We start from the raw sequence: 17,890 nt of genomic DNA on the forward strand, positions 1-17,890 counted from the left end.
TAATTTCGATCAATCAATCAGTAAAAATCCACACAAGTTGTTCTTCATAAGCTCTTAATGATCTTCTCACTGGTTCGTCACCAGCAAGCTAGGTCGGCTATACTACTCTCTTTCAGAGAATAGTCAACAGGTTTTATTGATTATTTTCAAACTCCTTCAAGATCCTTAGAATTAACCCTTAAGCCAACCCCTTGTTTCTCAACAAGTTTTAATCAATATCACCGCCGATGGATGTGCATTCTACAGCATTCCCAACCCAACACAACCCCCTTTTTTAATTATTTTATTAAAAATAACTCGAATGGTTATTTATTCCGCAAAAATGTGGTTTTTTTCTATTTTTTTAAGAAAACAGGCACTGAATCTACAAATTTATCGAATAATTTTCCTGTTTTATTCTTTTCTTGCCAATTTAACGGCCGACAATCGATATATTCGCAATAGCCGCTCTCTCCACTTATCTCTTCATCATTTATTTTAATTTGATAACTAAAACTTCCTGCATAACCAGCCCCTACCCCAAATTTAAAGTCGCCACGACTTTGTGACTGTATATGTACATTAATTTTTGAATTGCTAATGATCCATTCGAATTCGCGAGGTAAATACATTTTATGGTGATTTGGGGTCATCACTGCTGGATAAACGCGATGTACTCGTAAATACACGCCATCGTCATACATCTGTATTTTTTTTGAATTGAAATCTTTTAAATAAAGTCTGGACTGCAAAATTCGATTTAGTCCATCTCGGGTTTGCATCACAATAAGTTGGCGTTGATTACTGAGATTAATAATTTGTGCAGTATAAAATGCAATAGAAAAAGAGGGGAAGATCATGGCTCGAGCAAACTCAAGTGAGCCAAGTTGCTGAATGGTATATGGTCGATCTTTATAAACAATCTCGCCAGAACATTCACATAATTGTGACCAATATTCTGCCAAACCCATTCTTAGCTTATTGAAATAGCAAAATGAGCCAGATATTTTAATTTGCAGGTCAAAGCTTAATTCTGAATCATTGCGTTGCAACTTAAATTCGGGAAAAGCACCACTAAAATTTTCTCGATCTTGAAATTGAAAGATGTTCTCGTCAAAAGTGCAGTCATTTTCCATGGAATAGCAATGTAGCTGTCCAACCATATGTGAACTGATGCTGGACATCACTGTTGCTGTATTTTGGGCAGAGTATTGTACATTACGCAAAATTTTGGCGTTTGGCTGACCAATCACGCTAATGAAATTTAAATAATGTAGGGGCGCAGGTAAGTTTGGAATTTTCAGCGCCAACAGAACGGTTTTATATTGTCGGCTAGGCGGATGTAATGGATAGCTATGTGGAAGCAAGGCTGGAGTCTGGTTCAGCTGTTTGGATTGATCTAGAAAATCTTTAAACAACTGCATATCAGACTCCTTACATGATTATGTAGCCGTATTTTTGCGAGCAAGGAATGTGGTTACAAATCCTGAAAAAGCATAAATAATTGAAATCACTAATATTCCGACAGGAATATTATAAGTCACAGCAGCCAAGATAAATACAGCTATTGGTAATACAGCAAAAGGAACCCGCTTTCGCTCTACTGTTTTAAATGAATAATATTTCATATTCGAGATCATCAGCAAACCTACTGCAGCAATGACAACAGCATTGACGATTTGAATTCCATGTTCGCGTAAATCAAACACTTCTGGAAAATCTTTCGCAACCAATACCAATGAAATAATCATCACAGCAGCCAACGGACTTGCTACACCAATAAAGTAGCGTTTATCAACCACGCCAATCTGTACATTAAAGCGTGCTAAACGAAAGGCAGCACATGCCGTATAAACAAAGCACGCAGCCAAGCCAATTCTGCCTAAATCGTGCAGGCTCCAGCTATACATTAAAATAGCGGGTGCAACACCAAATGCGAGCAAGTCCGATAAAGAGTCAAACTGTTCGCCAAAAGGGCTTTGCGCACCAATTGCACGAGCAACACGACCATCTAAACCATCAAGCAATGCCGCAATAAAAATGGCATATACTGCTTGGGTATAATCACCATTCATACTCGCAATAATAGAATAAAACCCCGACAGCAATGCAGCTGTCGTAATTAAATTCGGCCACAGGTAGATACCGCGACGTTTGACCTTTTGCCCCTCATGGGTATGCTCTTCTTCCACTACTTCAAAAGTAATACCATCAAAAGCATTTTCTTCTTTGGTAGAGTTTTCCCGTTCAGGTTTATTTATATTTGTCATTGTTCGATCCTAACTGTGACCTTTTATCTTCGTTCAGCGTGTAGGCTGTGTTATTCGCCAACCAACCAGCGAACAGCGGCATGGCCACCATTTTCGCTCATTTTTAAATGTGGGAACAACCATTGTAAAGCTTCATCTGCATCTTGAGAGAACTTCCAAGGTGGATTGATCACCAACAAACCACAGCCATTCAAACCCACTGGCGTATCATCTGGCCATACACATACTTCGCAAACCAATTGACGACGAATACCCGTTTTGTACATTTTCTTTTCAAAACGTTCAATCATGGCACGGTCTTTAATTGGATACCAAACCGCAAAACAGCCTGTTGGCCATTTCTTGTAAGCAGCAACCAGTAATTCTACCAATTGTGGGAAATCTTTACGTTCTAATTCGTAAGGTGGGTCAATCATCACCAAACCACGTTTTTCTTTTGGTGGAATGACACCTAGCAAACCTTCGTAAGCATCACGCTCATGCAAGCCTGCACGTTTATCAAAAATATTGTGGCGCAATTGCTGAAATACATCACGTTGCATTTCAAAAATGGTGGCTCTGTCTATTTCACGCATGCCTTCTAAAGCAAACCATGGTGAACCGGGATACGCACCCTTACCAAAATTCTCACGCATTTTTTCAACAATTTTTAAATATTGTTGTACACCTTCAGGTGCATTACGTTTAATCGAATCATCCAGCTTCACTAAACGGTGAATACCCGTTAAAAATTCGCCCGATTTTTGTGCTTCTGAAGTCGACAAGTCATATTTACCCGCCCCACCATGCGTATCTACATAGCGATAAGGTTTATCTTTTGCATTGAGTCGAGTCAATAATTGAAGCAACAAAACATGCTTCATGACATCGGCAAAGTTGCCTGCATGGAAATGGTGACGGTAATTCATGTTTCTATAATTCCTAATATCAACGTCTATTTTAGCATGAAAAATAGTTTCATTCCGATGCTTATCTTGTTCTAGAATAGCTCACCTTTTTTGCGGTTTTAAATATGGACGCAATGCCCCTCCCAAAGTCTTGGAATGCTGATCAAATATTAAATGATTTAGATCAGCATGGATTTGCCTTAATTGATGATGCTTACTCTTCAGAATACACACAAGCATTACTTGAAGAATGCACTTCTCACTTCAATCAATTTCGTGATGCAGCCATTCAAAATGGTGTAATGAGTCAAATTCGTAGTGACCATATTTTATGGATAAATGACGAATTAAAAATTGCACAACAACACATCGATTATTTAAACGCCCTTTCAGAGCAATTGAATCAGGCGTTTTTTTTGGGCATTCAAGAAGTCGAAGCGCACTTTGCCTGCTATAACGCAGGTGAGTTTTATGCCTTACATCGCGATAACCCACAGCAAAAAAATGGCCGTCTCATTTCTACCGTGTATTACTTACATGAAGAGTGGCAAGAGGACTGGGGTGGCGAACTCCGCCTACAAGACAAAAATGAGCAATGGCATGTCATTGCACCAAAACCGAACCGAATTGCGATTTTTCAAAGTGACTTATTACACGAAGTGATTCAAGCAAAACAGCAACGTCTTTCAATTACCGCATGGTTACGTAGTCGCTCTTCCATTTGGTAGAACTTTAAATTTAAACATTCATCCTCATATAACGCTTATTGTTATATGAGGAATACACCAATGCGTGACCACACCAAACTCATCATTCAACGTATTGGTGAGACAGATCAATTATATTTGCAAGGCAATAGTCCTGAACTTAGCCTAGAACGCGCAGAATTACGCTTACAATTGGTCACGCTCAGTCAAATGCGTCAAGAACAAATTCATTTTCTACAAGAAGCTGTCGTGCTTTTAGAGCAAAGCCGGATTGACGCTGAAGAAATGCCTTTAAGCATGTATATTAATTTGTCTTTGCATTTGGCCAAAGCCTATATGCTGTATTTTGAAATTACTCGTGAAGTGCGTTTTGCTTTAATTGTGCAACAAATTTTAAAACCTATGAAGCGTGATGATTACGGCGATATTTATTTCTTTTTGGCTTATGCCTCTGCAGCAAAAAATGAATTATCCCTGACCCGCCATTGGTTAACCAAATACAGCAAAACCCAAGCTTTTGACTCGGAATTGATACGCGAACATGCGGCTTTTCGTATGTTCCATCAAGAACTGTGGTTTACACAGCTAATTTAAGATGCATTGTACTCAATGTCTAAATTTCTAGTTCAGCTGTAAAAAACAGACAATAAAAAACGCCTCAATAGAGGCGTTTTCTTCAAGACATTCTGTCGTATTAAAATAATAGTAAGCTAATGCCTTTAAGCAGGTTGTAATTTATACGCATCCATATGTAACTGCTGATTCAACTCATCAATCCAAATCGCCCAATCATCATCTTGTATTAAATGACTGATTAAAAAATCACGCTGCCCTCTATTCCAAAAAGGTGCATCATGCAAATTTTGACTGGCAGAAAGCTGATGTGTTCGTACATACAACGCTATCGCGGCAGCACTGTTGGCTAACCCCAACTGAGAAAACAATAATTCTAAGGATGGTTTATGTTGATTGAGCATCTCGCCCTCCTTATCAACGAATCTGTCATTTATTATTTAATTAACTTATAAGATATTGTAAAAAAAACCTAGTCATAAAACTAGGTTTGTTGTTGCAATTTGTATTCATAGACTACACGACCCTGAACGCTTATGTTCTTTATGTAATTGCTCATTCAAAATATCAACCACCATGGCCCACTCATCATCTTTTTTCCAATGACTTAGAATAAAATCCTGCTGGGCTTTGCTCCAAAAATCTGCTTTATGTAAAGGAATATCCATGGTTAATTGATGGGTTTCAATAAATTGATCAATCGCTTCAGAGCTGGAGTCTAATCCCAGTTGATCAAAAAATAGTTCTAAGTTCGGTTGTTGATCAAACATATACGTCTCCCCAAGCCTAAATAGTTCTTTTAACGTTAGCGCGAAGTTCAACCTGTTGCAATTACCCATATCTGAAAGCATGTTATTTTTTGTTGGTTTTTCACCCAGATTTGAGTTTTAAAAAATCTCATCCAATAAAAAAGCACCCCGATTGGAGTGCTTTTTATCTAATTTAAAATCAGCTTAAGCTGAAATCAATTAGTTGAACAAGTGAGCAATAGCAGCACGTTCGCCTTCTAACTCTTCAAGAGTCACATCCATACGCTCACGGCTGAATGCATCAATTTCTAAGCCTTCAACACGTGTGTATTGACCGTTTGCACATGTTACAGGAACACCGTACATAACGCCTTCTGGAATACCATAAGAACCATCAGAAGGAATACCCATCGTTACCCATTCGCCGTTTGTGCCAAGAGCCCAATCGCGCATATGGTCGATTGCAGCATTTGCAGCAGAAGCAGCAGAAGACAAACCACGTGCTTCAATAATTGCAGCACCACGTTTACCAACAGTAGGAAGGAATACGTTTGCATTCCATTCTTGGTCGTTGATCATGTCTTTTACGCTTTCGCCGTTAATAGTCGCGAAACGGTAGTCAGCATACATTGTTGGAGAGTGGTTACCCCAAACTGTAAGATTTTTAATGTCTTTAACTGCTTTACCTGTTTTAGCCGCAACTTGGCTAAGCGCACGGTTGTGGTCAAGACGAAGCATAGCAGTGAATTGACCTGGATTTAGATCTGGAGCAGATTTCATAGCAATATAAGCATTCGTGTTCGCAGGGTTACCTACAACAAGAACTTTAACGTCACGGCTTGCGTGATCGTTAATTGATTTACCTTGAACAGTAAAGATTTTAGCATTTTCTTGTAAAAGCTCAGCACGCTCCATACCTGGACCACGTGGACGAGAACCTACAAGTAAGCAGTAGTCAGCATCTTTGAATGCAACATCTGGATTATCAGTACCGATCATGCCTTCTAAAAGAGGGAATGCGCAGTCTTCAAGTTCCATCATTACGCCTTTCAGCGCAGCTTGAGGCTTTTCAAAAGGAACTTCGAGCAATTGCAAAATAACTGGTTGATCTTTACCTAACATTTCGCCGCTTGCGATACGGAATAATAGGCTGTAACCAATTTGACCTGCTGCGCCAGTAACGGCAACACGAACTGCTTGCTTCATCTAATTATCTCCAATAGAGGATATTCAATGCGATTAAATAGTTAGTCCATTTAATCTAATCATCATAAACGCGAAAGATTGTACTCCAATCTTTTGGCAGTTGCATGTAAAAGGGAATGCTTTTCAACAAAAGTATAATAGGAAATATAAATAAAATAGCGCTAAAGACTCAGAAAGATCCTTTAATGGTAAAGGAAGCTGGACAATTACTGATGACACTATTCGAGCAGGTTTTGTATTGACCATTACTTTTGTAACAAATTTTAATATTGGTCAAAATACTTCCTGCATACGACAGCTGGCATCCCAGTTGCACACCTTGTGCTGGTAAACCACTATTTAATCTCATAATTTTTGATCGTAATGTTGCAGATTGCATAACTTGCGTTTCCTGACTGGTTAATTCCTCAGGTATTTTTAATTTTTCTGCATAATTAATAATGGTTCTAAAATAGTTACTGGCACTCATCGGAACACAGCCACCAATTTCACGCCATAAAGCATTTCGCGCATTTTCATCGGGCATTACTCGTGCCACGACCTTTGCTTGTATCGGTTGTAATTTAGAGGAACTTGAAGTAAAGCAGTCCTGCTGATTGGTTTCTGGAAAAAGCCCAGTAATATTCAGTGAATAGCCTTCCATACATTTGCGCTTTTTATGGCGCTGCGAATCGAGTGAACATACAGCGGGTACCAGCTGCACATTCATCATATAACCATGTACGGTCGGGGCTGCAAAACTGGTAGATACAAGAAAACAGTTACTACATGCAAAGAGTAAGGCAAATTCTATTCTCTTATTTCTAGCATAGTTCAGTCGCATTCATCCTCCCAAATCACAACCATCTACTGTTTATTCTACTGTGAGCTACGCATCGGTATGCTTTGCATCCGTTTACCAATGGACTGCGCACCCTGTCCAAGCAAGACCCCATAATGTGTCGCATTGGTCATCACGTGCTTGACATAGTCACGTGTTTCGGTCAATGGAATGCTTTCAGCGTACTGATCGGCCGCAATATTTGCTTCATCTGACTGCCAACGGCGTGCACGATTTGGCCCTGCGTTGTAACCTGCCGTGGCTAAAACAGGACTATTGCTTAATTGACTTTGAATCATCGACAAATAGAACGTACCGTAGCGAATATTGGTATTCATATCGGTTAATGCTGCAGGGTTGTAAGTTTCGCCCATCTGACGCGCAACCAATTTTGCCGTATTGGGCATAATCTGCATTAAGCCACCCGCGCCCACATGTGAACGTGCCGTTGTGTTAAAACGACTTTCTTGACGCATCAAACCATAAGCCCAAGCAGGATCGATGCCTGCATTTTTACTATGACTAACCACGTAGGCTTGATGAGGCATGGCATAACGTAAACTATAATTATGCTGATTGACCGTTCTATCGGCCGCATAAATAGCACGGTCATACCATCCCATGTCAGTTGCACGTTTGGCTGCAGCCAAAAGTAAACCATCATCTTTTTTCAAATACGCCTGACGAACAGCCCAATTCCATTCACGGTTAATATAACTGTCTGGCGCATTCACATTACGTAATGCAAAAGCACGGCGGAAATGAATGTCTTGACTTAGGCGTTGCGCATCGGCATTACTGGGTTGTGCATTGTTGGGTACACTACTATAACTTTGTCCAACATGGTCTTTTGCCAGTAGATTATGATAATCGTCACCTTGTGCTAAACGCTTAAAAATTGCTTGTGCTGTACGTTTAGATGAAGCGTCGCCACGTTGTTCAGAAGCACGCGCCAACCAATATTGCCAACGGTCTTCTTGACGTTGGGTCACACTCATACTATCAATGGCACGAATTAAGCTTTCCCATGCACTAAAACGAATAGCTTGACGTGCATAAATTTCAGCTTCTTCAGAACTAAACGGTAGTCCGTAACTGGCATCTAAATAATTCAGCACATCGCGACTAAAATTATTTTTCATCACCGTCGTGCCACCAATATAGCCCACTGTTCTATATAGCGCCCGTTGCACATCCGAAGGTGTACCTTCTGCAGCTCGTTTTACAGAGGCCATCGCGGAAGGTAAATCACTGTCCGCTAAACGTCCCAAGGCATAAATAAGGTAGGCTTGATCTTCTTTACTGGTCTTTGGTGCCGACCATAAATAGTTCATTGGGTTGCTTTGAATACTATTTAACTGTGCCAAAGACAAATTCATATTAATACTTTGCGCGGTTGCAATAGCCTGACCCGATTGCCCTGCTCTGAGTTGTCCCCATAAGCGTTGCTGACGATCTTGCTCGCTCATTAGTGGGCTAGACAACATCATTCGTCCTAACCCTGTACACGATTCGGGCTGTGAGTTGGTGGCCAACCACACATCTTTAAATTCTGCGTACACCAAAGGGTCGCCTGACTTGGCACGCACTTGCGCCATTGCACAGGTTTCAGCCTGATCAGGATTGGTCACATACTGTAAGAGTGGTTGCGCGGCACTAAAATCGGCCTGTTTTACTTTTTCTTCGACATAATCGGCAGCCAATTTTTCAGCCATAGCCGATTGAGGATAGCGCTGGGCAAAACTGACAATCTGCGAAGCAGGCTGAGAAGCTAAATTATTGTTGAGTATCCAATATTCAGGATAGTAACCCAGTGCATCATTCTGCATGGCATCCTGATACTGCTGAAGCATGCTGATATTACTGGCACTGGCTGCGCGTAACGCCTCATTAAACTGTTCATCTGCTGCATTTGCATAAGAAACACATGCCGATGCCACGCCTAAGGCAAGCAATTGATAAGATTTTTTGTGTTTCCAAACTTTATTTAACATCCACTTGCCTTCTTTGATTCACTTTTAGCGATACGTGCATTCTGCTAATCATTTTTAAGTTAGTTTAATAACTCTAAACCGACTGTATTGTTGTGTTATGTAACCTTATGATTAAACAATATTAATCTTCAAACATTTTTACTTCACAAATCAATCTTTCTTGCGCGCTATTTTAAACTATAAGTTTATCTCGAATTACTGTTAAAATATGCGCCTTTCACAAATATAGAAATTAATTGAGGCATATAGACTGCAGGTTCATTTCAAGCGTCTGCCAAACTTAATACTCTTCGAAACTATGCTTTTAGGAGCCTACATGACGGTTCAAACCTTCATCCCAAATGGTGCCCAAGCTGCCGCAGAAAACACTGTTACCCAGCCACAGCACACCCCAGCCATCGATGGTTCAGTAAAAAAACTGTACATCGAAACGCAAGGGTGTCAGATGAATGAGTATGACAGTCACCGCATGGCAGACCTTTTAGGCGACTCACACGGTTATGTGCTGACCAAAGACCCGAAAGATGCTGATATTCTGCTAATGAATACCTGCTCAATTCGTGAAAAGGCACAAGAAAAAGTCTTTTCGGAACTGGGTCGCTGGCGCAAGTTGAAAGATAAAAATCCTGACCTGATTATTGGGGTGGGTGGCTGTGTGGCTTCGCAAGAAGGCGATAACATTCAAAAACGTGCCAATTATGTCGATATGATTTTTGGCCCACAAACCTTGCACCGCTTGCCACAAATGCTCGATCAACATTTTGAGCAAGTTGAAAAACCGAAAAAAGATAAAATTAAACTGATAGATATTTCCTTCCCTGACATTGAAAAATTTGACTTTTTACCTGAACCGCGTGTTGAAGGTTACAAAGCATTTGTTTCAATTATGGAAGGTTGCTCTAAATACTGCTCATTCTGTGTCGTGCCTTATACCCGTGGCGAAGAAGTTTCGCGTCCATTGGACGATGTACTGGCTGAAATCGCCACCTTGGCTGAAAAAGGTGTACGTGAAATTTCATTGTTGGGCCAAAACGTCAATGGCTACCGCGGTGAAACCTTTGAAGGTGAAATTTGCACCTTTGCAGACTTGCTTCGTTTAGTGGCTGAAATTTCTGGTATTGGTCGTATCCGTTATACGACATCTCACCCGCTTGAATTCAATGATGATCTGATTCAGTGCTACCACGATTTACCACAAATGGTGTCACATTTACACTTGCCTGTACAAAGCGGTTCCAATGATGTGCTTCAAGCCATGAAGCGTAACCACACCATTGACGTCTATATTGATAAAATTGCAAAACTACGCAAAGTCCGCCCAGATATGCACTTATCTTCTGACTTTATTATTGGTTTCCCAGGCGAAACTGATGCTCACTTTGAAGAAACCTATCAATTTATTCAAGAGATGGATTTCGATCATTCTTACAGTTTTATCTATTCAAAACGCCCAGGTACGCCTGCGTCTGAACTTGAAGATAATATTCCTGAAGATGTGAAGAAAGAGCGCCTTGCCAAAGTTCAACAATGGATTAAGCAATCAAGTATTGATAAAACGGATGCCATGTTGGGAACCATCCAACGCGTTTTGGTCGAAAATGTTTCAGAAAAAGATCCAAATCTACTCATTGGTACAGCCGACAACACCCGTTTAGTGTCATTTATTGGCGACCCTGCTTGGGTTGGACGCTTTGCTGAAATTGAAGTCACAGATATCAAAACGCTCAAGTTTGTTTACGGCGAGCTCTTGAATCTTGAACCTGACGTGGCGTAATGTAAGAGCTGGACTCAAGACTACTTTTAAGGAATTCTCTTGACTGCAGCGATTCGGCGTACAGTAACATTTCCTGGCGTTTCTCTTGACCGTTTGCAAAGCATGCTTGGTGCTTACAACGGTCATTTGAAACAAATTGAACAACGTTTAGATGTCACTATTTCCCATCGGGCAGATGCCTTTTTTATTAATGGTGAAATTGATGCGGTAGAAAGAGCCGAAGGCCTTTTACATCGTTTGCATGAAGAATCAGAAATTTCCAATCAAATTACAGCAGACACATTGCACCTCATGATTCAAGGTAGCCAAACCGAACCTGCGTTTCCAAAAGATGTGGAAGATGCAGAACATTCAGACCTAGATGAAGTCTGGCTACAAACCCGCAAAGGCCGAATTAACCCACGCGGGGCCAATCAAAAACGCTATGTACAACGTATTCTCAACAGTGATATTTCATTTGGTATTGGCCCAGCAGGTACAGGGAAAACCTATCTTGCTGTGGCTGCGGCGGTAGACATGTTGGAACGCAATGAAATTCAGCGGATTTTATTGGTGCGTCCTGCCGTTGAAGCTGGTGAGAAACTCGGTTTTTTACCCGGTGATTTAAGCCAAAAAATTGATCCGTATTTGCGCCCATTGTATGACGCTTTATATGAAATGTTGGGTTTTGAAAAAGTTGCAAAGCTGATTGAACGCCAAGTGATTGAAGTTGCACCTCTTGCCTACATGCGCGGACGAACACTCAACCATTCTTTTGTCATTTTAGATGAAGCACAGAACACCACCCCTGAACAGATGAAAATGTTCCTGACCCGTTTAGGTTTCGGTTCACGTGCAGTCATTACGGGTGACGTCACCCAAGTCGACTTACCTCGCGGACAACAGTCTGGTCTGGCGCATTGTTTGCGTGTGCTTGAAAAAGTCACAGAAATTCATATCACCCGCTTCCATTCCCGTGATGTGGTGCGTCATCAATTGGTGCAAAAAATTGTTGAAGCCTACGAAGGATGGGATAGCGACCAACAGCGCCTCAGCGCTGAAGCTCGTGCTGAACGCAAAGCGTATCAAGATGCACTTGTTGCCGATAATGATACGAAAGCCGATGCACAGAATTAAAGATTTAGGGATTCATTTTGAAACTTAGCCTCTCATTACAACAATCGTTTGAAGCACCTGAATTGGTGCTTAAACGTGCGTATTTAAAGAAAGTTGTTGAAACCACACTACGGTATATCGACACACAAAGTGATTGTGAAATCGGTATCGCCTGTGTCGACAATGATGAAAGTCATAAACTCAATCTGCAATATCGCGGGAAAGACAAACCAACCAATGTGCTGTCTTTTCCAAGTGACTTGCCCGATGAAATGGCACAAATTTTAGATACCTTCCCGATTGGTGATTTGGTCATTTCAATTCCTGTGGTTTTACAAGAAGCGATTGAGCAAAACAAAGCCCCAATTGAGCATTTCACCCACATGCTGGTACATGGCACATTACATTTAATGGGCTATGATCATGAAACATCGGATGAAGATGCCGAAGAAATGGAAGCTTTAGAAATTGAGATTTTAGCCAAACTCGGGTTTAAAAATCCGTATCTAGAACAGTAATTTTTATATCCAAACCCATCAAACCCGATTAATCTCGATTCGTCGGGTTTATTTATGCTAAAAATAAGCCAATATAAAAAACAAATGAAGGCAACATAAAATGTACCGACCGATTTCGGCAATCTTATTCGCACTCGGGTTCTGTTGTACTGCCCCACTCTATGCCAATGATCAAACCTTCTGTAAGGAAGTACAATTTCAAGCCACAAATCAAACTTGGGCTGGACACTATTATTTGCAAGGCGTCATGGAAGTTGGATCAGAGCTGTTGCTTCAAGACAATGGAAAGTTTAAATGGTATTTAGCCGTGGGATCTCTAGACCAATATGCCGAAGGCACATGGTGGAAAAATGGCAACTGCATTGGTTTAAAAGCACTCCCTAAATATAAAAAACACTTAGAAATCTTCCCGACACGCTTAGAAATTACAGACACTCATTTAACCGTAACTTGGCTGGATGGCAGTCAGAAAGGCGCTTATATTCGTGCAACCCCATAAAAGCCAAACAATGAAATACCAATGATGAAGTGCAACGAATCAATGTACTTCGAATTCAGCTTGAGCTGGGTCAAAACGCCACGTGCGTACAATACGCAGTTCTGAAATATCTTTCATATTGCTATCAAAACCGCCAAAAGGTGCAGCTTTACGCACGGAAGTCTTGGCAGCGTCATCCAACATACTGTGCCCTGAACTTTCAATTAAACGAATGGCACGAATGCCCCCATTTTGGTTCAAAATTACCATCAAACGAACTTCACCAGCAAGATTCTGCTGTTTAGCGGCATCTGGATAATAGCGATTGCCGTAAAACTCGACTTTTTGACGGAATTTTTCCATGTATCCTGCGGTATTGTCTTGCTTGGCTTGAATCCCATCAATGGTTTTAATTTTTTGCTGACGGCTAAAGTTTTGTTGGCGTTGTAAATACTGTGCTTCGATACTGGCAATCATGGCAGATTTGGCTTGAAACTGACTTTGCATTTCTTCTGCGGTCTTTTTACGCTGATTTTCGTCTGCTTGCTTCTGCCAACTTAAGGTGGTCATTAACACTTTTTCTTCAAAATTGAGTTCACGTTTTTGCTGTAATTTATCCAAACTCTGTTGTGTCTGTTCACCTGTGGTCTGATCAACCATTGGCGCTGGCATATCGGTAGACATTCGATGCGACTCACGAAATTTCCCTGAGCCTTGCTGATCGGCTTGTGCCAAAAAATCTGCATGTTCAACTTTGACATCACTAGGACGTAAACTCACCGCAATTTCTTTGGTGCTCATATCATTTTCTTGTGGCATCGCAAATTGCATGGTTAACACAAGTAAATGCACAACAGCGGCCAAAGCAACTGCACTGGTAAAAATTGGATCTTTCCACCAGTCTTGAATGAAAGGTTTATACGTCATTTTTTTCAACATCACATTAATACGACAATTTGCCGATATCCCCAAGCACTCTAAGTGAGTATAAAAGAAGTAGAGTTTTCGTTTTTTGAATGAAAATGATAAATCCATCAACAAATGAATAGAACGCTTTCAAAATCCTAAAAATGCTGCTATTAATTTTGCTAAACTGCAAGCTCCGGACATTGTATTTTTTGCATAATTCGACAAGATACCCCCAATATTTTTAAAAGCTTATTTGCTAGGACGCACTATAAATATGCAAACGCTCATTTCCAATCTTTCTCAACGCATCCGCCGAGTGTATCAAAAGGCTGAAGGGTTTATTGAAGATGAACGTGAATTTCCACTTTCTCAAGTGTTTTTAAATGCAACCTTTCAGCGTTTTGTAACCGACAACGTTAAAATGCTTCAGGACTTGCACGCAGATTTACATGATGACTGGCTGCGCCTGTATGCCACACTCAATTACAACGGCTTAGACATTACGCTCTCGGTCGATTTAAAACTGGTGCAAATGGAGCTGAATAAAACCACCCAATTAATTGTCTTTGAGCAAATTAGCGACACCAAAGTGATTGATGCCAAATATCCTAATTTTTTATATAAAATGGGGGTTCGTCTGGCTTTGTGCTTTTATCAAAAAGTGTTGAATGATGACCCATTGGGTATGATTTTAGAAAAGTTAAAAGTGATTAAAGTAAAAGATGATTTATTACATTTGGACTTAAACCGCTGGTTAGGAAAACAGCGCTCAATTATCGAAACCTTAGCCAAAGTCCATGTGAACCATGCCGTACTCAGAGAAGCCGAATTGGTGGTGATGGGCAATGTCAATATTGCAGCATTATTCAGCAAAATGGCTTCAGCAAAATTTGAAAAATGGGATGATTCAGACTTAGAAGAAACCAATGTCACGCCTATTCAGCAAAAAGAAAAATAAGGGCAATCTGTTTCACCCCCCCAAAAAATATAAAAAGCAGCAGTAAATATACATTTTTTACTGCTTTTTTACTCCAATCTCCACAATCCACGCGCATAATTAGCAACTAGCGCTATTGTAAAATAGAAAATTAAATTACTTAAAACTTCATAGGAAAACATCACTTATGGCTACAAATGCAATCAAAACCTTAGGTCTTGCTGCGGGTGTTTCTACTGCGTTGCTCTTTACAGGCTTCGCAAGTCAAACCTTTGCCATGAGTCCATTCCAAGCAAGTTATCAATTTAACTACAATGGCAAGAACATGGGTTCGGCAACCCGTACGCTGAGCAAATCTGGCAACAATTGGTCTTATGTTTTTGTGGCCAAAGCTGGTGCAATTGCCTCTGCAACTGAATCCAGTATGTTTAGCCTTAACGGCACTGCAATTACATCGCAAAGCTTTAAACGTAGCAGTAAAATTTTAGTGCACAACAACACCATGAGCATTAATTTTAATCCAAGTAGCAAAACCATCAACACCAAAAAAGATGATAAAGCACGTTCATTTGCTTGGAAAAGTGGTGTGTTAGATGAACTGAATGCCGAACTTCAGTTACGTGAAGACTTAAAATCAAGTGGTTTAAAATCGAGCTACTGGATTGCCGATGCCAAAGAAATTGAAGCACGTAAGTTCGTAAAACAAGGCACAGAAACCGTCAAAACGCCGTATGGCACTTTCGACACCGTTAAAGTCGTCATGAAACATGATAAACCAGGACGTGAAACTATTTTCTGGTTAGCACCTAAATTAGACTATACACCCGTTAAAATGAGCCACCTAGATGGCAAAACATCATACGGTTTACTGTTAAGTGGCTATAAAGGGCCAACAAGTTAATCGATTTGATCAATTTCGCTTGCATTTTTCTTGGTGCTTTTTAAAATACGCCTTTGCTTTAAAAAGCACCTGCCCTTGAGGACTCTCCCGTGTACGCACTAGAACAGAAAATCTTAGCTGAAGGTATCGTTCTATCTGAAGAAGTATTGAAAGTCGATTCTTTCCTAAACCATCAAATTGACCCAGTGATGATGCAACAAGTTGGTCAAGAATTTGCGCGTCTATTTAAAGATGCAGGCATCACAAAAATTATTACCATTGAAGCCTCTGGTATTGCGCCAGCAGTGATGGCTGGTTTAGAACTTGGCGTACCGGTTATTTTTGCACGCAAGTATCAATCTTTAACGTTAAAAGATGACTTATACCGCTCAAAAGTTTTTTCTTTCACCAAACAAATTGAAAGTACCATTGCCATTTCCAAAAAGCATATCAATGCAACTGACAAAGTTTTAGTCATTGATGACTTCTTGGCGAATGGTCAAGCCGCACTTGGCTTAGCTGACTTAATTCATCAAGCTGAAGCAACAGTCGTTGGTATCGGTATTGTGATTGAAAAATCATTCCAACCAGGCCGTGAATTCTTAATTGATAAAGGTTATCGTGTCGAGTCTTTAGCACGTGTGAAATCTCTAGCAAATGGTACGGTTGAATTTGTACGCGACTAAGTTCGCGTCTTTTCGAATATTAAAGAGTGCATTTGCGCTCTTTTTTATGGCCTGATGCACGCGGAAGCAATCAGACCTCATTCATCAATCAACAAATCATCATCAATTGCTAGTGAAATTAATATTGAAAGAAGTCTAATGAATAAGCGCTAAAATTCTGTGTCCTTGCAAAATTATGACAAATTTGTCATCTTTGAATAGTTTCGTTGATGCAAAAAAGTACTATTGTGTATCTACAATTAGAAAACAAAACCCCACCTTTTTTATTCAGGCCAAGCCTCATGAGTACAGACCACTCCTTAACACAGCCACAAAACATTCAATGTCCCAAATGTGCTTCAACCGACATTGAAGTGCGCAATCACGAACAACACTTACAAAAAATTGGCGGTGTACTACTCAGTGGTGCTGGAACAGCAGCAGGAACAGTCGGTGGAGCAGCCTCTGGCGCATCCATTGGCGCTATGATTGGTGCAACCGCTGGGCCATTAGGAGTCATTATGGGTGGTACTGTGGGTACTTTTGTGGGTGCCATTAGTGTGGGTATTACAGGCGGTTTTCTAGGTCATCGTTTTGGTAAAAAAGCAGGTGTCATTGTGGATCAAAACATATTTCTCGATTACCAATGTAAAACATGTAAACATCGCTTTAAACTGCAACACACCACAGAAAACCCAAATAAAACCTAAATAAAATAACCATAGAAGTCATGAAAATAAAAATGCAGGAACAGTACGATGAATACATTTTCCTGCATTTGGTCTGCAAAATTTTAAACGACAGAGCTTTTGAAAAACTTAAACCAGTTTTTTAACCACAGCACCTAAACGCTTCCCTTGTTCTTCGCATAAGTTTTTTTCATCCTGACTTAAAGATAAATCATGACGTGGCCCACTGACATGGCTCGCACCATACGGCGTTCCCCCTGTTTTAGTATAAGACAACGCAGGCTGTGCATTGCTTAAACCCATAATCATCATGCCATGATGAAACAGAGGTGGAAGCATGGTCAATAAAGTACTTTCCTGTCCGCCATGCATTGAACCCGAAGCGGTAAAGACACATGCAGGCTTGCCATGCAATGCACCATTCAGCCATAAACTGGTGGTCTGATCTAAAAAATATTTCATTTCAGAAGCCATATTACCAAAACGTGTTGGCGAACCCAGTGCCAAACCCGAACAGTTTGCCAGCTCATCTAAAGTACAGTAAATATCACCTTCTTCAGGAATACTTGGCGCAGCTTCAGTCACAACAGTGGCAATATTCGGCACAGTCCGAATTTTGACTGCAACGCCTGCCGACTCAACACCATTGGCAATCAAATGCGCCATTTCTTTGGTTGATCCATATTTACTGTAATAAAGCACAAGAACATAAGGTTGCATATTTTTTATAAATGACATTAAAAAGAAAACTATACGGTAT

20 protein-coding genes are annotated in these 17,890 nt (G+C 40.5%); 10 read left to right on the top strand and 10 right to left on the bottom strand.

Features of this window, described 5'->3' with window-relative positions:
• Window positions 1-335: 335 nt before the first annotated feature.
• From BBP83_RS14410 to BBP83_RS14420, 3 genes are read right to left on the bottom strand one after another with little or no spacing between them, the layout of a single operon-like run.
• Window positions 336-1,403, bottom strand: coding sequence for a DUF6670 family protein (locus BBP83_RS14410; protein WP_068889768.1), 1,068 nt, complete (start codon window positions 1,401-1,403; stop codon window positions 336-338).
• Between the two features lie 18 nt (window positions 1,404-1,421).
• Window positions 1,422-2,249, bottom strand: coding sequence for a CDP-diacylglycerol--serine O-phosphatidyltransferase (gene pssA / locus BBP83_RS14415; RefSeq protein WP_068889773.1), 828 nt, complete (start codon window positions 2,247-2,249; stop codon window positions 1,422-1,424).
• A 50-nt stretch (window positions 2,250-2,299) separates the two neighbouring features.
• Window positions 2,300-3,157, bottom strand: coding sequence for a 23S rRNA (adenine(2030)-N(6))-methyltransferase RlmJ (locus tag BBP83_RS14420; protein WP_068889775.1), 858 nt, complete (start codon window positions 3,155-3,157; stop codon window positions 2,300-2,302).
• 104 nt (window positions 3,158-3,261) lie between these two features.
• On the opposite strand from BBP83_RS14420, the gene BBP83_RS14425 reads away from it, so the two are divergent.
• Window positions 3,262-3,864, top strand: a complete 603-nt coding sequence (locus BBP83_RS14425; protein ID WP_068889777.1) for a 2OG-Fe(II) oxygenase — start codon at window positions 3,262-3,264, stop codon at window positions 3,862-3,864.
• A 60-nt stretch (window positions 3,865-3,924) separates the two neighbouring features.
• A complete protein-coding gene (locus tag BBP83_RS14430; protein ID WP_068889779.1) occupies window positions 3,925-4,437 on the top strand; it encodes a hypothetical protein in 513 nt (170 codons plus the stop codon).
• 125 nt (window positions 4,438-4,562) lie between these two features.
• Here BBP83_RS14430 and BBP83_RS14435 read toward each other — a convergent pair whose 3' ends face one another.
• The 5 genes from BBP83_RS14435 to BBP83_RS14455 form a co-directional block, all read right to left on the bottom strand.
• A complete protein-coding gene (locus tag BBP83_RS14435) occupies window positions 4,563-4,820 on the bottom strand; it encodes a DUF2789 family protein (protein WP_068889781.1) in 258 nt (85 codons plus the stop codon).
• A gap of 105 nt (window positions 4,821-4,925) precedes the next feature.
• Window positions 4,926-5,186 carry a DUF2789 family protein gene (locus BBP83_RS14440; RefSeq protein ID WP_068889783.1) on the bottom strand — a complete coding sequence of 87 codons (261 nt, stop codon included), beginning with the start codon at window positions 5,184-5,186 and terminating at the stop codon, window positions 4,926-4,928.
• Window positions 5,187-5,384: 198 nt separating this feature from the next.
• On the bottom strand, window positions 5,385-6,371 hold the full coding sequence (locus tag BBP83_RS14445; protein WP_068889785.1) for a malate dehydrogenase: 987 nt from the start codon (window positions 6,369-6,371) through the stop codon (window positions 5,385-5,387).
• Window positions 6,372-6,540: 169 nt separating this feature from the next.
• Complete coding sequence (locus tag BBP83_RS14450; protein WP_068889787.1) at window positions 6,541-7,194, bottom strand: ribonuclease T2 family protein; 654 nt, start codon at window positions 7,192-7,194, stop codon at window positions 6,541-6,543.
• A 35-nt stretch (window positions 7,195-7,229) separates the two neighbouring features.
• The gene (locus BBP83_RS14455) at window positions 7,230-9,185 is read right to left on the bottom strand and encodes a lytic transglycosylase domain-containing protein (RefSeq protein WP_078055459.1); all 1,956 of its coding nucleotides are present in this window, start codon (window positions 9,183-9,185) and stop codon (window positions 7,230-7,232) included.
• Between the two features lie 316 nt (window positions 9,186-9,501).
• Between BBP83_RS14455 and miaB the strand changes: the two genes are divergently transcribed.
• The 4 genes from miaB to BBP83_RS14475 all read left to right on the top strand — a co-directional run bounded on the left by miaB (window position 9,502) and on the right by BBP83_RS14475 (window position 13,071).
• A complete protein-coding gene (miaB, locus tag BBP83_RS14460; protein WP_068889791.1) occupies window positions 9,502-10,959 on the top strand; it encodes a tRNA (N6-isopentenyl adenosine(37)-C2)-methylthiotransferase MiaB in 1,458 nt (485 codons plus the stop codon).
• Between the two features lie 39 nt (window positions 10,960-10,998).
• Complete coding sequence (locus BBP83_RS14465) at window positions 10,999-12,075, top strand: PhoH family protein (RefSeq protein ID WP_068889793.1); 1,077 nt, start codon at window positions 10,999-11,001, stop codon at window positions 12,073-12,075.
• A gap of 17 nt (window positions 12,076-12,092) precedes the next feature.
• Window positions 12,093-12,572 carry an rRNA maturation RNase YbeY gene (ybeY, locus tag BBP83_RS14470; protein WP_068889795.1) on the top strand — a complete coding sequence of 160 codons (480 nt, stop codon included), beginning with the start codon at window positions 12,093-12,095 and terminating at the stop codon, window positions 12,570-12,572.
• Between the two features lie 100 nt (window positions 12,573-12,672).
• Entirely contained in the window at window positions 12,673-13,071 is a 399-nt protein-coding gene (locus BBP83_RS14475) for a hypothetical protein (RefSeq protein WP_068889797.1), read from the top strand.
• Window positions 13,072-13,110: 39 nt separating this feature from the next.
• Here the strand turns inward: BBP83_RS14475 and BBP83_RS14480 are convergent, their stop codons facing one another.
• On the bottom strand, window positions 13,111-13,989 hold the full coding sequence (locus BBP83_RS14480; RefSeq protein WP_171258122.1) for an energy transducer TonB: 879 nt from the start codon (window positions 13,987-13,989) through the stop codon (window positions 13,111-13,113).
• A gap of 244 nt (window positions 13,990-14,233) precedes the next feature.
• Between BBP83_RS14480 and BBP83_RS14485 the strand changes: the two genes are divergently transcribed.
• From BBP83_RS14485 to BBP83_RS14500, 4 genes are all read left to right on the top strand, one after another.
• Window positions 14,234-14,917, top strand: a complete 684-nt coding sequence (locus BBP83_RS14485) for a hypothetical protein (protein WP_068889799.1) — start codon at window positions 14,234-14,236, stop codon at window positions 14,915-14,917.
• A 166-nt stretch (window positions 14,918-15,083) separates the two neighbouring features.
• On the top strand, window positions 15,084-15,797 hold the full coding sequence (locus BBP83_RS14490) for a DUF3108 domain-containing protein (protein WP_068889801.1): 714 nt from the start codon (window positions 15,084-15,086) through the stop codon (window positions 15,795-15,797).
• A gap of 89 nt (window positions 15,798-15,886) precedes the next feature.
• The gene (locus BBP83_RS14495; protein ID WP_068889802.1) at window positions 15,887-16,462 is read left to right on the top strand and encodes a xanthine phosphoribosyltransferase; all 576 of its coding nucleotides are present in this window, start codon (window positions 15,887-15,889) and stop codon (window positions 16,460-16,462) included.
• A gap of 281 nt (window positions 16,463-16,743) precedes the next feature.
• Window positions 16,744-17,151, top strand: coding sequence for a tape measure protein (locus tag BBP83_RS14500; protein ID WP_068889804.1), 408 nt, complete (start codon window positions 16,744-16,746; stop codon window positions 17,149-17,151).
• Window positions 17,152-17,259: 108 nt separating this feature from the next.
• Here BBP83_RS14500 and wrbA read toward each other — a convergent pair whose 3' ends face one another.
• Entirely contained in the window at window positions 17,260-17,850 is a 591-nt protein-coding gene (gene wrbA, locus BBP83_RS14505) for an NAD(P)H:quinone oxidoreductase (protein ID WP_068889908.1), read from the bottom strand.
• Between the last annotated feature and the right edge of the window lie 40 nt (window positions 17,851-17,890).

The organism is Acinetobacter celticus, assembly GCF_001707755.1.
GTDB lineage: Bacteria > Pseudomonadota > Gammaproteobacteria > Pseudomonadales > Moraxellaceae > Acinetobacter > Acinetobacter celticus.

Coding starts and splice junctions, on each gene's coding strand:
- BBP83_RS14410 (WP_068889768.1), bottom strand. CDS start 1,403: ATGCAGTTGTTTAAAGATTTTCTAGATCAATCCAAACAGCTGAACCAG.
- pssA (WP_068889773.1), bottom strand. CDS start 2,249: ATGACAAATATAAATAAACCTGAACGGGAAAACTCTACCAAAGAAGAA.
- BBP83_RS14420 (WP_068889775.1), bottom strand. CDS start 3,157: ATGAATTACCGTCACCATTTCCATGCAGGCAACTTTGCCGATGTCATG.
- BBP83_RS14425 (WP_068889777.1), top strand. CDS start 3,262: ATGGACGCAATGCCCCTCCCAAAGTCTTGGAATGCTGATCAAATATTA.
- BBP83_RS14430 (WP_068889779.1), top strand. CDS start 3,925: ATGCGTGACCACACCAAACTCATCATTCAACGTATTGGTGAGACAGAT.
- BBP83_RS14435 (WP_068889781.1), bottom strand. CDS start 4,820: ATGCTCAATCAACATAAACCATCCTTAGAATTATTGTTTTCTCAGTTG.
- BBP83_RS14440 (WP_068889783.1), bottom strand. CDS start 5,186: ATGTTTGATCAACAACCGAACTTAGAACTATTTTTTGATCAACTGGGA.
- BBP83_RS14445 (WP_068889785.1), bottom strand. CDS start 6,371: ATGAAGCAAGCAGTTCGTGTTGCCGTTACTGGCGCAGCAGGTCAAATT.
- BBP83_RS14450 (WP_068889787.1), bottom strand. CDS start 7,194: ATGCGACTGAACTATGCTAGAAATAAGAGAATAGAATTTGCCTTACTC.
- BBP83_RS14455 (WP_078055459.1), bottom strand. CDS start 9,185: ATGTTAAATAAAGTTTGGAAACACAAAAAATCTTATCAATTGCTTGCC.
- miaB (WP_068889791.1), top strand. CDS start 9,502: ATGACGGTTCAAACCTTCATCCCAAATGGTGCCCAAGCTGCCGCAGAA.
- BBP83_RS14475 (WP_068889797.1), top strand. CDS start 12,673: ATGTACCGACCGATTTCGGCAATCTTATTCGCACTCGGGTTCTGTTGT.
- BBP83_RS14480 (WP_171258122.1), bottom strand. CDS start 13,989: ATGTTGAAAAAAATGACGTATAAACCTTTCATTCAAGACTGGTGGAAA.
- BBP83_RS14485 (WP_068889799.1), top strand. CDS start 14,234: ATGCAAACGCTCATTTCCAATCTTTCTCAACGCATCCGCCGAGTGTAT.
- BBP83_RS14490 (WP_068889801.1), top strand. CDS start 15,084: ATGGCTACAAATGCAATCAAAACCTTAGGTCTTGCTGCGGGTGTTTCT.
- BBP83_RS14500 (WP_068889804.1), top strand. CDS start 16,744: ATGAGTACAGACCACTCCTTAACACAGCCACAAAACATTCAATGTCCC.
- wrbA (WP_068889908.1), bottom strand. CDS start 17,850: ATGCAACCTTATGTTCTTGTGCTTTATTACAGTAAATATGGATCAACC.